The organism is Microbacterium sp. (assembly GCF_047972865.1).
Classification (GTDB): domain Bacteria; phylum Actinomycetota; class Actinomycetes; order Actinomycetales; family Microbacteriaceae; genus Microbacterium.
The window spans coordinates 1-12,771 of the sequence record NZ_JBKEAY010000023.1; the positions used below are offsets into that span (position 1 = coordinate 1).

General features: G+C 70.3%; 16 protein-coding genes and 1 pseudogene. 7 read left to right on the plus strand and 10 right to left on the minus strand.

The features are described from left to right. Nucleotides 1-737 (plus strand): annotated as a pseudogene (gene kgd, locus ACK5KK_RS01310) (multifunctional oxoglutarate decarboxylase/oxoglutarate dehydrogenase thiamine pyrophosphate-binding subunit/dihydrolipoyllysine-residue succinyltransferase subunit); the annotation flags it as partial. Between the two features lie 51 nt (nt 738-788). Here the strand turns inward: kgd and ACK5KK_RS01315 are convergent. Together ACK5KK_RS01315 and ACK5KK_RS01320 are read right to left on the minus strand one after the other, a co-directional pair. Then, complete coding sequence (locus ACK5KK_RS01315; RefSeq protein WP_416888287.1) at nt 789-1,034, minus strand: zf-HC2 domain-containing protein; 246 nt, start codon at nt 1,032-1,034, stop codon at nt 789-791. Further along, entirely contained in the window at nt 1,031-1,660 is a 630-nt protein-coding gene (locus tag ACK5KK_RS01320; RefSeq protein ID WP_416888288.1) for a sigma-70 family RNA polymerase sigma factor, read from the minus strand. The genes ACK5KK_RS01315 and ACK5KK_RS01320 overlap by 4 nt, the downstream gene beginning before the upstream one ends. 46 nt (nt 1,661-1,706) lie before the next feature. Here ACK5KK_RS01320 and aroA point away from each other — a divergent pair, with 46 nt between their 5' ends. From aroA to bcp, 3 genes are read left to right on the plus strand one after another with little or no spacing between them, the layout of a single operon-like run. After that, nucleotides 1,707-3,044 (plus strand): 3-phosphoshikimate 1-carboxyvinyltransferase, encoded by a 1,338-nt coding sequence (gene aroA, locus ACK5KK_RS01325; protein ID WP_416888289.1) that lies wholly within the window; start codon nt 1,707-1,709, stop codon nt 3,042-3,044. Then, a complete protein-coding gene (gene rsgA / locus ACK5KK_RS01330) occupies nt 3,041-4,078 on the plus strand; it encodes a ribosome small subunit-dependent GTPase A (RefSeq protein ID WP_416888290.1) in 1,038 nt (345 codons plus the stop codon). Before aroA ends, rsgA begins: the two co-directional genes overlap by 4 nt. A gap of 23 nt (nt 4,079-4,101) precedes the next feature. After that, nucleotides 4,102-4,569, plus strand: coding sequence for a thioredoxin-dependent thiol peroxidase (gene bcp / locus ACK5KK_RS01335; RefSeq protein ID WP_416888291.1), 468 nt, complete (start codon nt 4,102-4,104; stop codon nt 4,567-4,569). Nucleotides 4,570-4,579: 10 nt separating this feature from the next. Here bcp and ACK5KK_RS01340 read toward each other — a convergent pair whose 3' ends face one another. Beyond that, the gene (locus ACK5KK_RS01340) at nt 4,580-4,969 is read right to left on the minus strand and encodes a histidine kinase (protein WP_416888292.1); all 390 of its coding nucleotides are present in this window, start codon (nt 4,967-4,969) and stop codon (nt 4,580-4,582) included. 209 nt (nt 4,970-5,178) lie between these two features. Here ACK5KK_RS01340 and ACK5KK_RS01345 point away from each other — a divergent pair, with 209 nt between their 5' ends. Next, nucleotides 5,179-5,427 carry a WhiB family transcriptional regulator gene (locus ACK5KK_RS01345; protein ID WP_416888293.1) on the plus strand — a complete coding sequence of 83 codons (249 nt, stop codon included), beginning with the start codon at nt 5,179-5,181 and terminating at the stop codon, nt 5,425-5,427. Between the two features lie 27 nt (nt 5,428-5,454). Here ACK5KK_RS01345 and ACK5KK_RS01350 read toward each other — a convergent pair whose 3' ends face one another. From ACK5KK_RS01350 to ACK5KK_RS01360, 3 genes are read right to left on the minus strand one after another with little or no spacing between them, the layout of a single operon-like run. After that, the gene (locus tag ACK5KK_RS01350; RefSeq protein WP_416888294.1) at nt 5,455-6,945 is read right to left on the minus strand and encodes a sensor histidine kinase; all 1,491 of its coding nucleotides are present in this window, start codon (nt 6,943-6,945) and stop codon (nt 5,455-5,457) included. A 22-nt stretch (nt 6,946-6,967) separates the two neighbouring features. Beyond that, the gene (locus tag ACK5KK_RS01355) at nt 6,968-8,206 is read right to left on the minus strand and encodes an AAA family ATPase (RefSeq protein ID WP_416888295.1); all 1,239 of its coding nucleotides are present in this window, start codon (nt 8,204-8,206) and stop codon (nt 6,968-6,970) included. Next, nucleotides 8,203-8,832 (minus strand): hypothetical protein, encoded by a 630-nt coding sequence (locus ACK5KK_RS01360; protein ID WP_416888296.1) that lies wholly within the window; start codon nt 8,830-8,832, stop codon nt 8,203-8,205. The genes ACK5KK_RS01355 and ACK5KK_RS01360 overlap by 4 nt, the downstream gene beginning before the upstream one ends. Nucleotides 8,833-8,929: 97 nt before the next feature. Here ACK5KK_RS01360 and ACK5KK_RS01365 point away from each other — a divergent pair, with 97 nt between their 5' ends. Beyond that, complete coding sequence (locus ACK5KK_RS01365) at nt 8,930-9,211, plus strand: DNA-binding protein (RefSeq protein ID WP_416888297.1); 282 nt, start codon at nt 8,930-8,932, stop codon at nt 9,209-9,211. Between the two features lie 27 nt (nt 9,212-9,238). Here ACK5KK_RS01365 and ACK5KK_RS01370 read toward each other — a convergent pair whose 3' ends face one another. After that, nucleotides 9,239-9,814, minus strand: coding sequence for a hypothetical protein (locus ACK5KK_RS01370; RefSeq protein WP_416888298.1), 576 nt, complete (start codon nt 9,812-9,814; stop codon nt 9,239-9,241). A 183-nt stretch (nt 9,815-9,997) separates the two neighbouring features. Here ACK5KK_RS01370 and ACK5KK_RS01375 point away from each other — a divergent pair, with 183 nt between their 5' ends. Then, on the plus strand, nt 9,998-10,429 hold the full coding sequence (locus ACK5KK_RS01375; RefSeq protein ID WP_416888299.1) for an Rv3235 family protein: 432 nt from the start codon (nt 9,998-10,000) through the stop codon (nt 10,427-10,429). A gap of 4 nt (nt 10,430-10,433) precedes the next feature. Here the strand turns inward: ACK5KK_RS01375 and ACK5KK_RS01380 are convergent, their stop codons facing one another. From ACK5KK_RS01380 to ACK5KK_RS01390, 3 genes are read right to left on the minus strand one after another with little or no spacing between them, the layout of a single operon-like run. Next, nucleotides 10,434-11,657: a pyridoxal phosphate-dependent aminotransferase gene (locus ACK5KK_RS01380; RefSeq protein WP_416888300.1), complete on the minus strand. Its 1,224-nt coding sequence runs from the start codon at nt 11,655-11,657 to the stop codon at nt 10,434-10,436. A gap of 9 nt (nt 11,658-11,666) precedes the next feature. Then, the gene (locus ACK5KK_RS01385) at nt 11,667-11,996 is read right to left on the minus strand and encodes a thioredoxin family protein (protein WP_416888301.1); all 330 of its coding nucleotides are present in this window, start codon (nt 11,994-11,996) and stop codon (nt 11,667-11,669) included. Continuing rightward, entirely contained in the window at nt 11,993-12,589 is a 597-nt protein-coding gene (locus ACK5KK_RS01390) for a carboxymuconolactone decarboxylase family protein (protein WP_416888302.1), read from the minus strand. The genes ACK5KK_RS01385 and ACK5KK_RS01390 overlap by 4 nt, the downstream gene beginning before the upstream one ends. Nucleotides 12,590-12,771 lie beyond the last annotated feature (182 nt).

The window sequence follows — 12,771 nt, forward strand, 5'->3', positions numbered from 1 at the left end:
TCGGCGACTTCGCCAACGGCGCACAGTCGGTGCTCGACGAGTTCATCTCCTCGGCCGAACAGAAGTGGGCCCAGCAGTCCGCCGTGGTGCTCCTCCTCCCCCACGGCTACGAGGGTCAGGGGCCGGACCACTCGTCCGCGCGCATCGAGCGGTACCTGCAGTTGTGCGCGCAGGACAACATGACCGTCGCGCGCCCCTCGACCCCGGCATCCTACTTCCACCTGCTGCGCCGGCACGCGTACGCGCGCCCCCGTCGCCCCCTCGTCGTGTTCACGCCGAAGGCGATGCTGCGGCTGCGGGGAGCGACCAGCCCCGTCGAGAAGTTCACGAGCGGCCAGTTCGAGCCGGTGATCGACGACGACCGCGGGATCGATGCGTCCGCCGTCAAGCGCGTGCTGCTGCACTCGGGCAAGATCCACTGGGATCTGCGCGCCGAACTGGAGAAGAACCCGAACCCGGAGATCGCGCTGGTCCGGGTGGAGCAGCTCTACCCGGCCCCGATCGAGCAACTCAACGCTGTCATCGACAGCTACCCGAACGCGCAGCTCGTGTGGGTCCAGGACGAGCCCGAGAATCAGGGCGCATGGCCGTTCATCGCACTCGAGGTCGTCAAGCACCTCCACGGCCGGACCATCCGTCGCGTCTCCCGCGCCTCGGCGGCCTCCACCGCGACCGGGTCGCCGAAGGTCCACGCGATCGAACAGGCGGCGCTGATGGAGAAGGCCCTCACTCTGTAACGCGGCGCTATCGCGTCACTGGACCCCTCGCGGCGCCCTCCGCGGCGGGGGTCAGTGGTGTGCGGCCTGCTCGGCCCGCAGGCGCGCCAGCACCTGCGTCCGCAACGTCTCCGGCGCCGTCTCTCGGCACGCTCGGGCCACCACCTCGGTGAGGGTGCGCGCCACCAGCGCCTCCTCCTGGCAGGCCGCGCACGTGGCCAGGTGCTCACGGATGTCGGCGTGCTCGGTCTTGCACACCTCGTTGCGCAGGTACTCTTCGAGGTCCTTGCGGGCCTTGTCGCAGCCGCAGTCGCTCATTTGCCACTCCTCGTTGCGGGCACCGCGATGCCGCGCTCATGCGCGTAATCGGCCAACAGGTCACGCAGCAGCCGTCTGCCGCGGTGCAAGCGGCTCATGACCGTGCCGATCGGTGTCTTCATGATGTCCGCGATCTCCTGATACGCGAACCCCTCCACGTCGGCCAGGTAGACCGCCAACCGGAAGTCCTCGGGGATCGACTGGAGCGCATCCTTCACGACCGAAGCCGGCATGTGATCGATGGCCTCGGCCTCCGCCGAGCGCGCGCTGCTGGCCGTCGTGGACTCGGCCCCGCCGAGCTGCCAGTCCTCCAGCTCGTCGATCGTGCCCTGGTAAGGCTCACGCTGCTTCTTGCGGTACGTGTTGATGTACGTGTTGGTCAGGATGCGGTATAACCACGCCTTCAAGTTGGTGCCCTGCGTGAACGACGCCCACGAGGCGAACGCCTTCACGAACGTCTCCTGGACGAGGTCGGCGGCATCGGCAGGGTTGCGCGTCATGCGCATCGCGGCGGCGTACAACTGGTCCATGAAGGGAAGCGCCTGCGCCTCGAACTCGGCGCGAGGGTCGCTCGTCAGCTGCTCGTCCATCACGCGCCAGTCTACGTCGGCGGCGGTCGCGATCATGAAGTTCCTTCGGTCCGCGGGCGGTAGCGTCGTAGGCTAGAACGTGATGACCGCTGCTTCGTATTCCCCCCCGTCAGCCTCCACCGGTGCATCATGGCTTGCGCCCCTCGCACCGGGGCCGGTGATGGCCGCCGTGTCCGTCCCCGGATCGAAGTCGCTCACGAACCGCAAACTCATCCTCGCGGCATTGTCCGACGGCCCCAGCAGACTGCAATCCCCGTTGCACTCCGACGATTCGGCCCGCATGGTCGCAGCCCTGAGAGCCTTCGGCGTCGAGATCACCGAGGTCGAAGGATCGGGCCGGTTCGGCCCCGATCTGGAGGTCACCCCGCCGGCGCGCCTGCGCGGCGAGTCGGTCATCGACTGCGGTCAGGCCGGAACCGTCATGCGCTTCATCGCGCCGGTGGCCGGACTGGCCGAGGGCGAAGTCACCCTCACCGCCCACGAGAGCGCCCTGCACCGCCCCATGGGCGAGATGATCAAGGCCTTGCGTGCGGTCGGCGTCGACATCGACGACGGTGGCACCTGGTCGCTCCCGTTCATCGTGCACGGCCACGGCCACATCCGCGGCGGCGAGATCGAGATCGACGCCAGCGCGTCGAGCCAGTTCGTGTCCGGCCTGCTGCTGGCCGCGCCGCACTTCGACGTCGGTCTCCACCTGGTCCACACCGGCGAGCGCCTCCCGAGCCTGCCCCACATCGAGATGACGGTGGAGGCGCTGTCACGCCACGGCGTGCACGTCGAGCATCCGCAGCCCAACGAGTGGCTCGTCCCGGCCAGCACGCTGCGCGGACGCGACACCCACATCGAACCCGACCTGTCCAACGCCGCCCCGTTCCTGGCGGCAGCCCTGGCCACGGGAGGCGCCGTCTCGGTGCCGGGCTGGCCGGCCAGTTCCACCCAACCGGGGGCGCTGCTGACCGAGATCCTCCCGGTACTGGGCGCTCGCGCCAGCCGGCGCGGCGGCGTGCTCACCGTGACCGGCGGCGACCGGATCGTCGGGGTCGACCTCGATCTGTCCGCGGCGAGCGAGCTCACCCCGACGCTGTTCGCCCTCGCCGCCCTCGCCGATTCCCCGACCACGCTCCACGGAGTCGGTCACATCCGCGGGCACGAAACCGACCGCATCGCCGCTCTCGTGTCCAACCTGCGGGCGATCGGTGGCGACGCGCAGGAGCTGCCCGACGGGCTTCGGGTGACCCCGGCCCCGCTCCACGGCGGGCTCTGGCGCGCGCACCACGACCACCGGATCGCGACCGCCGGCGCCATCATCGGGCTGCGGGTACCGGGAATCGAAGTCGACGACATCACGACGACCGCCAAGACGATGCCGGAGTTCCCGGTGCTGTGGCAACGGATGCTCGCCGGGGACGCCATCGAGTGAGCTGGCTGGACGAGGTCGACGACGACGAACCGGACTACGACGAGTCCGACGTTCGAGTCCGCCCGAACCCGAAGGCCAACCGTCCACGCACGAAGCGTCGGCCGGCGCACCGCGACGCCGAGCACGGCCGCGTGCTGGGGGTCGACCGCGGCCGTTACACCGTCCTGGTGGGCGAGGACACCGACCACGAGCGCCCCGTGCTGTGCACGCGCGCCCGGGAGTTGCGCGCCCAGCCGATCGTGACCGGCGACCGCGTCCGCGTCGTCGGCGACACCAGCGGCGACGACGGCACCCTCGCGCGCATCGTCGGCATCGAAGAACGCACCTCTCTGCTGCGGCGCAGCGCCGACGACACCGATCAGGTCGAACGGGTCATCGTCGCCAACGCCGACCAGATGCTCCTGGTGGTGGCCGCCGCCGACCCGGAGCCGCGCCCTCGCCTCGTCGACCGCTATCTGATCGCGGCGCTGGATGCCGCCATCCGGCCCCTGCTGGTGATCACGAAGACCGACCTGGCCGATCCCGCCGACTTCCTCGCGCACTTCGAAGGTCTCGACGACCTCGAGGTGTTCACGAGCGGCCGTGGCGACATGCCCATCGATCGGATCGGGGAACGGCTGGTCGGGCACACCACCGTCTTCGTCGGGCACTCCGGCGTCGGCAAGTCCACGCTCGTGAACGCACTGGTCCCGGGCGCCGATCGGGCGACCGGGCACGTCAACGAGGTCACCGGACGCGGGCGGCACACCTCGAGCTCCACCGTCTCGCTGCGCTACCGCAACCCCACCGGCACCGGGTGGGTGATCGACACCCCCGGCGTCCGGTCGTTCGGTCTCGGCCACGTCGACCCGGACAACATCCTGCGCGCCTACACCGACCTCGCCGCCGTCGCCGAACAGTGTCCACGCGGGTGCACGCACCTCGCCGACGCGCCCGACTGCCCGCTCGTGGAGGCCGTGGCGGAGGGTCGCCTGGGCGAACGCGGCGCAGCACGCCTGGACTCGCTGCAGCGACTGCTGGCGACGTTCTCCTGAGCAACGCCCCCTACGCTGGAGTCATGGCACGCCTCGAACCCGGCACCCCCGCTCCCGACTTCACCCTCCCCGACCAGGACGAGACCCCGGTACGCCTCGCCGACCAGCGCGGCGGCAAGGTGATCCTGTTCTTCTACCCGGCCGCGATGACACCCGGCTGCACGAAAGAGGCGTGCGACTTCCGTGACAGCCTGGCCCCGCTGCAGGAGGCGGGCTTTGCGGTGTTCGGGATCTCGCGCGATGCCCCCGCGAAGCTCCGCCGCTTCCGGGAACGCGACGCGCTGACCTATCCGCTCCTGAGCGACCCCGACCACGCCGTCCACGAGGCCTACGACGCGTGGGGCGAGAAGATGAACTACGGCAAGGTGGTCCAAGGAGTGATCCGCTCCACGTTCGTCATCGACGAGTCCGGCACGATCTCAGAGGCGCTCTACAATGTGCGCGCCACCGGGCACGTCGCGCGCGTGCGCAGCCTGCTCGGCATCGACTGACAGCGCGCCGTCAGTGCGTTTCGTCGCGGCGCCGGGCCGCCGCGCGGGAACCGGCCACCAGCAGCCCCAGCACGAGCACCGCGGGCGCGGCGAGCCCGGCGGCCACCGCCGGGTGCGCGTAGGAGCCGGTCAGCGCGCCCAGCGCGACCGCAAGGATGAGCAGCTGCGTCACGATCCCTCCCGAGCGCGCCCACGAGACACCCCGCCCGATGCCGACCCCGAACGCGATCACCGCGATGCCGCCGACCAGCGTCAGCACTTCCAGCGCGATCGCGCTGGAAATCGACTCCACGTCGCCTGAGACCAGCGCGACCAGCTGCCACGCGGCCAGCGCCAGCACCCCGATCCCCTCGGCGCCGACCAGCAGTGCAGCCCAGACCTCGCTCCTGCTCAGATTCACCGAATGCTCCTGACCGCTGATGCCGACTGATCGAACCGCACTTTTCACCCTTGATTCACATCCGCATGCATGGGACGATAGTCCGAGCCATGCGCTCCCACAGCGAAGTGGGGCGAGCACTCGCTCGCACACCCCACCCAGGGTAGACGACGCATCCGCGTCGCCTCCTCATCACCCGATCGTTGTATCTCGCACCAAGGAGCACCACCATGGACTGGCGCGACAAAGCCGCCTGCCTCACTGTCGACCCCGAACTGTTCTTCCCGGTCGGCAACACCGGCCCCGCGGTCGACCAGATCGACAAGGCGAAGGCCGTCTGCGCCCGGTGCACCGTCACCGAGGTCTGCCTGCAGTACGCGCTCGAGACCGGACAGGACTCGGGCGTGTGGGGCGGACTGTCCGAAGACGAGCGTCGCGCGCTCAAGCGCCGCGCCGCCCGCGCCCGCCGCGCCGGGTGAGCGCGCCCGCCCGCACGGCGTGATCTCTCAGCCGGTCGGCGTGATGTATCGCAGCGGGATGTCGATGGTCACCTCGGTCCCGGTACCGATCACGGCGTGCCAGTCGATGGTCCCCGACAACTCCCCCTGGATGAGGGTCCGCACGATCTGCGTTCCGAGACCGCGGCCGACCTGACCTTCCGGCAGTCCGACGCCCGTGTCGCGCACCTGAACCTGCAGGCGCGTCGGCGACCGGTCGGCGACGATCTCGACGTCACCCTCCTTGCCGGCCAGCCCGTGTTCGACCGCGTTTGTGACCAGTTCGGTCAACGCGAGCGCGAGCGGCGTCGCGTACTCGCTGGGGAGGGTACCGAAGCGGCCGGTCTTGTGGGTGCGCGCGCGGGTGTTCGGCGCCGCAGCGACCTCCGCAACGAGTTTGAGCACCCGGTCGAACACATCGTCGAAGTCGACGTTCTGCGCCAGCCCTTCCGAGAGCGTGTCGTGGACGACCGCGATCGCGGAGACGCGCCGCATCGCCTGCGTGAGCGCTTCGCGGGCCTCGTCGGAGTGGGTCCGGCGCGCTTGGATGCGCAGCAGGGACGCCACCGTCTGCAGGTTGTTCTTCACCCGGTGATGGATCTCGCGGATCGTCGCATCCTTGGTGATCAGCTCCTGCTCCTGATGACGGATCTCCGTCACATCACGGCACAGCACGATGGCACCGATGCGCTGACCATGCTCCCGCAGCGGGATCGTCCGCAGCGACACCGTGACCCCACGTGCCTCCAGGTCGGCCCGCCACGGGGCGCGCCCGGCCATCACGATCGGCAACGACTCGTCGAACTGGCCACTGGCGGGGAGGATCTTGGTCGCCACCTCCAGCAACGCTTCGCCCTCCAGCTCGTCCCCGAACCCGAGCCGGTTGAACGCGGAGAGCGCGTTGGGGCTGGCGAAGGTGGCCATGCCGTCGACGTCGAGGCGGATCAACCCGTCCCAGGCGCGCGGTGCGCCGCGGCGCGGGGATGCCGGGGCATCCATATCGGGGAAGTCGGCGTTGGCCACCATCCCGAACAGGTCGTCGGCGCACTCGTTGAAGGTGATCTGCTGTCGCGAGGGGGCCCGCACCTCACCGAGATTGGTGTGCCGGGTCAGCACTCCGACCACGCGGGGCGCCGCATCCGCCGATCCGCGCTGGCGCACGATCGGCACCGCGCGCACCCGCGTCGGCATCTCCTCGAACCAGTCCGGCGACGCGGAGTCGACGATCGTGCCCTCCGTGAAGGACTGGATGACCTGCGTGCGCCACTGCGGCCGCACCAGCTCACCGACGATGTCGCGGTCGAACAATGTCGCCGACCCGCTCGGACGGGTGTGCGCGACGGCGATGAACGAGGCGTCCGCCGTCGGGACCCAGATCACGATGTCGGCGAACGCGAGGTCGGCGAGGAGCTGACCGTCGCCGGCGAGCCGGTGCAGCCACTCGACGTCGGCCTCGTCTGCGCGCCCCTGGGCATACACGATATCGCTGAGCGTCGTCACCGTCTCAGAATAGTGGCGGCGATCACGCCGTCCGAACGCCCTGCCGCCGGAGCCCGCGCCGCGTCGCCGGTGTCGCCGGCGCCGCGGGCATGACCGTCTCGGTGACGAACCGGCGAACCGCCGCCGAGAACGGCGAGCGCGGCGCCGAATGGGCGATCGGGCGGCTCGCCAACAGCGCGCCGTCGGTGCTCTTGACGTCCCACGGTAGGAACCACGCCTCATCGATCCCCGCGAACCGCTCGAGGGTGCGCCGCACCTGCCCGCGCGCGTCGATGCCGAGCGCACCGCCGCGCGTCTTGTTCACCACCACTCGCACGCGGGTACCGGGGGCGCTCGCGCGCAGGTCGGGGTAGGCACGGACGAACCGCGCCACCGACACCGGGTCGGCGGCCACCACCGCGACGACGAGATCCGCGCACCCGAGCGCCGCCAGCGTGGCGGCGTTGCGACGCGGCCCGTCCAGGTCGCTCACGATCTCCTCGTCCTGTTCCAGAGTTGCCGCGACATCCACGACCGTGTCGTCCGCCCAGGCCCGACACGCCTCCAGCGCCGCACGGACGCGATGACGGTCCAGTTCCGGCCAGCGACCGACGCGATTGATCCCGGTGAGAACGTCGACATCGCCCAGCGGCTCGCAGATCCGGGTGAGTTCGGCGGGCGTCAGCGCGCCGCGGCCCGCCTGCCGGCACGCCGCGGCGAACCCGGGTCCCTCGTCGGCCAGTCCCGTGGCCAAGGCGATCGACGGGGCGGAAGAGTCGGCGTCGACCAGCGCGGTGTGGCGGCCTTGGCGGGCCAGCTCGCACGCGGTCTCGACGGCGACCGTGGAACGGCCCGGCGCTCCCGCCGCTCCCCACACCACGATGATTCGGCCCTGTGCCACCGGCTCCTCGTCGGCGGGCGGCGCCGAGGAGGCGAGGATGTCGGCGGCGTCCGCGTCGCGGTCGCGGATGTCGACCCCGAAGATCGAGGCGACGCGCCGATCCGCGTCCTGCGCGCACAGCGCGACCAGCCGCACGCCGAAGCGGTCGCACACCCCCACCAGCTCCGCCGTCACGGTGTCGCGGGTGCAGGTGACGATCAGCAGGTCGCTGCGGGCGAGGTGACCCAGCAACTCTGCTTCGGCGGGGGCGGCCATCGCGTTGGTCGCCGCGGCGGCCGGCGTCACCGCGTCGACGACGGTCTGCACGTCGACGTCCTCCGCGGCCAGGTGCTCGGCGAGGTCACGGCCCCGGCGGCCGTCGACGGCGACGACCGCTTTCACGGTGCCGCTCCCGTCGCGGGCACCATCGACAGACTGTCGCCCGCGGCCACGGCCGCCAGCACGTCGGGCACCTCGTCGCGCGCCACGACGAGTTCGAGGGCGACCTCGGCCGACCCCACGACGGCGTTGTCGCGCGTGACCGACACGACGCTCGCTCTCGGGACCAGCACGCGCGGGACGTCGTACGTCGACGTGTCCAGCCGGGCGGCGGCCCACACCTCCACCACCGTCCCCTTGACGACGGTCGCCGGCACCTCGCTCCGGCTCGCCAGCACGACGGTCGTGGTGCGCACATCGGCCGCGTCCCCGAGCGCGCTGCGCGGCACCAGCTCACCCACCTCGATCGTGCGCGTCGCGACGACTCCCGGGTCGACGGCGCCCGGGACCGCGTACGCGTCCACTCTGTCGCCGAGCGCGACATCGACGACGTCGAGGTCATCCGGCGAGATCTCCTCACCTGCGACGATCGTCGCGCCCGCGGCGAACACCGGCACGGTGTGCCGCGAACCCGACACCACGAGCCACACCCCCACGATGCTCACCGCGACCAGAACGACTCCGAGGAGGAATCGGGCATCCGCCCAGAACGCACGCGGGCGGGGTCGAGAAGGCGTCGAGGAACTCATACGCCCATCGTGTCCCAGCCGAGGGAAAGTGCGCCCGGGTTATCCACAACCGCCGCGTCCTCTTCCCGGCACGGTCGGAGGGGCGGATAATGTCTCCATGCTCGATCATCCGTCTCCCGAGGTGCGCATGCTCGCGCCCGCGCAGGTGGCGGAGATGTTGCAGGTCGAAGTCGATGAGGTGATCGGGCTCGTCCTCGACCTCCGTCTGCGCGGCGCCAAGGTCGGCACACCGCCGCGGTGGCGCATCGAAGCACCCAGCGTCGAGGAGTATCTGGACGATCAGACGGAGGAGGCGCGCCGGGCCGCACTGTGGCGCGAGTCGAACGCCGCGAGCTTTCCCGAGCTGTGGGGTCGCGGCGCGATCCGCCGCGGCGACTGACGCGGACCCGGGGCGTGACGTCCTCGGTCAGGTGGCAGTGGCCGATCCGAGCGCACTCACGCTCGTGATGGCCGGCATCGCCAGCATCCGGTAGCCGGTGATGGCCCGGGCCCGTCGCGGCTCCGAGACGTCGTGCACGGCGAGATCCACGTGGTCGGCCGCCGCGCGGTCCAGGGTGCCGGCGTACTCCCGTCCGGCGACCCGCAGGCGCACCGTGACGCGCCGCCGGGCCAGGTCGCGGAGGGCGTAGCCGAAGGTCATTCGCTCCGACAGCCGCCCGAGCGCCACCGGGCGGGCGGTGCGCAGCAGATCCGCGTGTGCGAGCCCGACTCCGGCGATCGCCCAGAACGGCACGAGCACGGCGCCGTCCGCGTGGGACAGCGCCGCCCAGTCGGCACCGACGCCGGTGACCTCGCCACTGACCGCCGTCCCGTCGGTCAGGTCCAAGACCGGACGGGCCGGTCCGATCGAGGCGAGGCGCTCTCGCAACGTCAGGCGCGAAAGGCGCAGCCGCTCCGCCTCCGTGTCCAAGGCGGCGCGTTCAGCCTCCCACTCCGAGTCCAGCTGGTCCTCGAGGTCTTCGAAGAATCGGTCCCATCGCACGGCGAGCAGGTTATGCGAGATGGTGCACGGTGCGGAAGATCTATCCACACATTGGAGCATTCTCACCGCCTCCGGGCCGAATCGGCCCGCAAGTTGGAGCATTCTCACTCGCGCGCCGAGCGCACTGTGTTCGACTGAAACCACGACGTCTTCGCTCCACGTCCATGCTCCAGAGAGGCCCTCATGGCTCCGTCTTCCCTTCGCGCCGCGCACCGCGTCAACGATCAGTTGACACTCAGCGAGTACTTCGCCCGGCAGCGCACCGCCACCGCGTCGTTGCCCGAGCCCGAACCCCTCCTGCACAACCTGACGATCGGTGTCCTCGAGGTCCTGGCGGGCGTCCGTGAGGCCGAACAGCTCGCGCGATGGCTCACCGAAGACGCCTTCGCACGCCTGCTCACGCGGGCGAACCTGTCGGCGCGGGCACGCAGCGCCCGCAACGTCACCGCGAGCCGGCCGGTCCACCGCATTCTCAGCGTACGGTTCACGAACCCCGCGGACAGCGTCGTCGAAGGCGTCGTGATCGTCGCCGGTCCGGTGCGCACCCGCGCGGTCGCAATCCGGCTGGAAGGATGGGACGGCCGCTGGCGGGCCACCTCGCTCGCTCTGCTGTGACCCGCTACTGACGGTACGACGAGAGGAAGTTCCCGAGCCGCTCGACCGCTTCGGAGAGCACCCGCGCTTCAGGGAGCGTGACGATGCGCAGGTGGTCCGGCGCGGGCCAGTTGAACCCGGTGCCCTGCACCAGCAGGACGTGCTCGGCGACGAGGAAGTCGTACACGAGCTTGGCGTCGTCATGGATCTCGTACACCTCGGGATCCAGCCGCGGGAACGCGTACAGAGCCCCGTGCGGTTTGAGGCACGTCACCCCGGGGATGCGCTCCAGCCCCTCCCACGCCGCATCGCGCTGCTCGTGCAGCCGGCCGGACGGCAGGATGAGCGCGTCGATCGACTGCACACCGGACAGCGCCGCCTGCACGGCGAACTGCGCCGGCACGTTGGGGCACAGCCGGGTCGAGGCGAGCAACTGGATGCCCTCCAGGAACCCCGCCGCGTGCCCCTTGGGGCCGGTGATCACCATCCATCCAGAGCGGTAGCCGGCGACCCGGTACGTCTTGGACAGGCCGTTGAACGTGAGGCAGAGCAGGTCGGGGGCGAGGGTCGCGAGCGGGATGTGGACCGCGTCGTCGAACAGGATGCGGTCGTAGATCTCGTCGGCGAGCAGGAGCAGGCTGTTCTCCCGCGCGATGTCGACGATTCCCTGCAGCACCTCGCGCGAGTACACCGCGCCGGTGGGGTTGTTCGGGTTGATGACGACGATCGCCTTGGTGTCGGGGGTGACCTTGGCGCGAATGTCGTCCAGGTCGGGCTGCCAGCCGTTCTCGTTGTCGCAGCGGTAGTGCACCGGCGTCCCGCCCGCGAGGCTCGTCATCGCCGTCCACAACGGATAGTCGGGCGCCGGGATCAGCACCTCGTCCCCCGCGTCGAGCAGCGCCTGCATCGTCATGGTGATCAGTTCGGAGACCCCGTTGCCGAGATACACGTCATCCGGGTCGAACGGCGGGAACCCGGGCTCCTCCTCGTAGCGGGAGACGATCGCGCGACGCGCCGACATGATGCCGCGACTGTCGCTGTACCCGTGGGCGTGCGGCACGGCGTCGATCATGTCACGCACGATCTGGAACGGCGCCTCGAACCCGAAGATCGCCGGGTTGCCGGTGTTGAGCTTCAGGATGGTGTGCCCCTCGGCCTCCAGACGGTCGGCCTCAACCAGGGCGGCGCCACGAATCTCGTAGAGGACGTCCTTGAGCTTCGACGACTGGTCCAGAGTGCGGCGGGTCATCGGATCAGACTACCCGGGGTCCGGCAGCAGGTCCTCCACCCAGGTCGCCAGGGAGTCACGCATGATCGCCCCGGTGCGGCGCGACACCTCCCGTCCGTCACGAAGGGCGACGATCGTCGGCGTGGCCTTCACGTTCAGCGCCTCGGCGGTGCGGGTGAACGACTCCAGATCGGCGTCGAAGAACGCGGCGCGGTCCGCGTGCGCGCTCGCGACGGCCCGGAAGTGCGGCGTCACCATCCGGCACGGACCGCACCAGGGCGCCCAGACGTACAGGAACGAGGTCGCCTCGGAGCCGACGGCCGTCGTGTAGTCGTCGTCCGTAACCTGCCGGGTGCTCATGAGGCGTGCTTCCCGGCGGTCCAGCCGGCCGGGCCGATCACCCGCTCGGCGACCCCGCCGGGGAACTCCTCGAGGGTGGTCGCCATCGTGTCGTTCCAGCGGTTGAGGTAGCCGAACAGCGCGGCGGAGGCGACGATCTCGACGATCTGGCCCTCGTCGAAGTGGCGCGCGAGCTCGGCGAAGTCCGCGGCGCTGGCCTCATTGGGCACCGTGCCCGCCCGGATTCCGATCGCGATCGCCGCCCGCTCGGCCGGCGAGAACAGGTCGCTGGTCTCGAACTCCCACAGGGCCGCGATCTTCTCGTCGGATGCCTCGTAGATGCTCGAGAGGTTCGTCATGTGCGACTGGCAGTACCGGCATCCGGCCGCCATGCTCGAGGCCAGGCTCACGAGCATCTTGGTCTCGGTGGGCACGGTGCCCTCGTACAGCACCGCCTGATTGAGCGCCATGAAGGCGCGCACGATCGCGGGTCGGCGCGCCATCGTGCGGATGCTGTTGGGCACGAACCCCCGGGTGTCGCGGTAGTGCGCGAACGAGGCGAGGATGTCCTCGTCGCCGATGCTCGAATCCTCCAGTGGGCTGAGATGGGGCATGTCCGGTTCCTCTCCACGCTGAGTGTGTGGGCACCAGCATCACACGCACCGGGTGCAGAGTAAATCGCAAAATGGCGACCTGCTTCTGCGGTCACAGCGAAGAAGAAACCGCTGCGGCCTACTTCTTCTTGCGGTCGGCGGCGCGGCGCTCGGCCCGGTTCACCGGCGCCGCACCGTCGGTG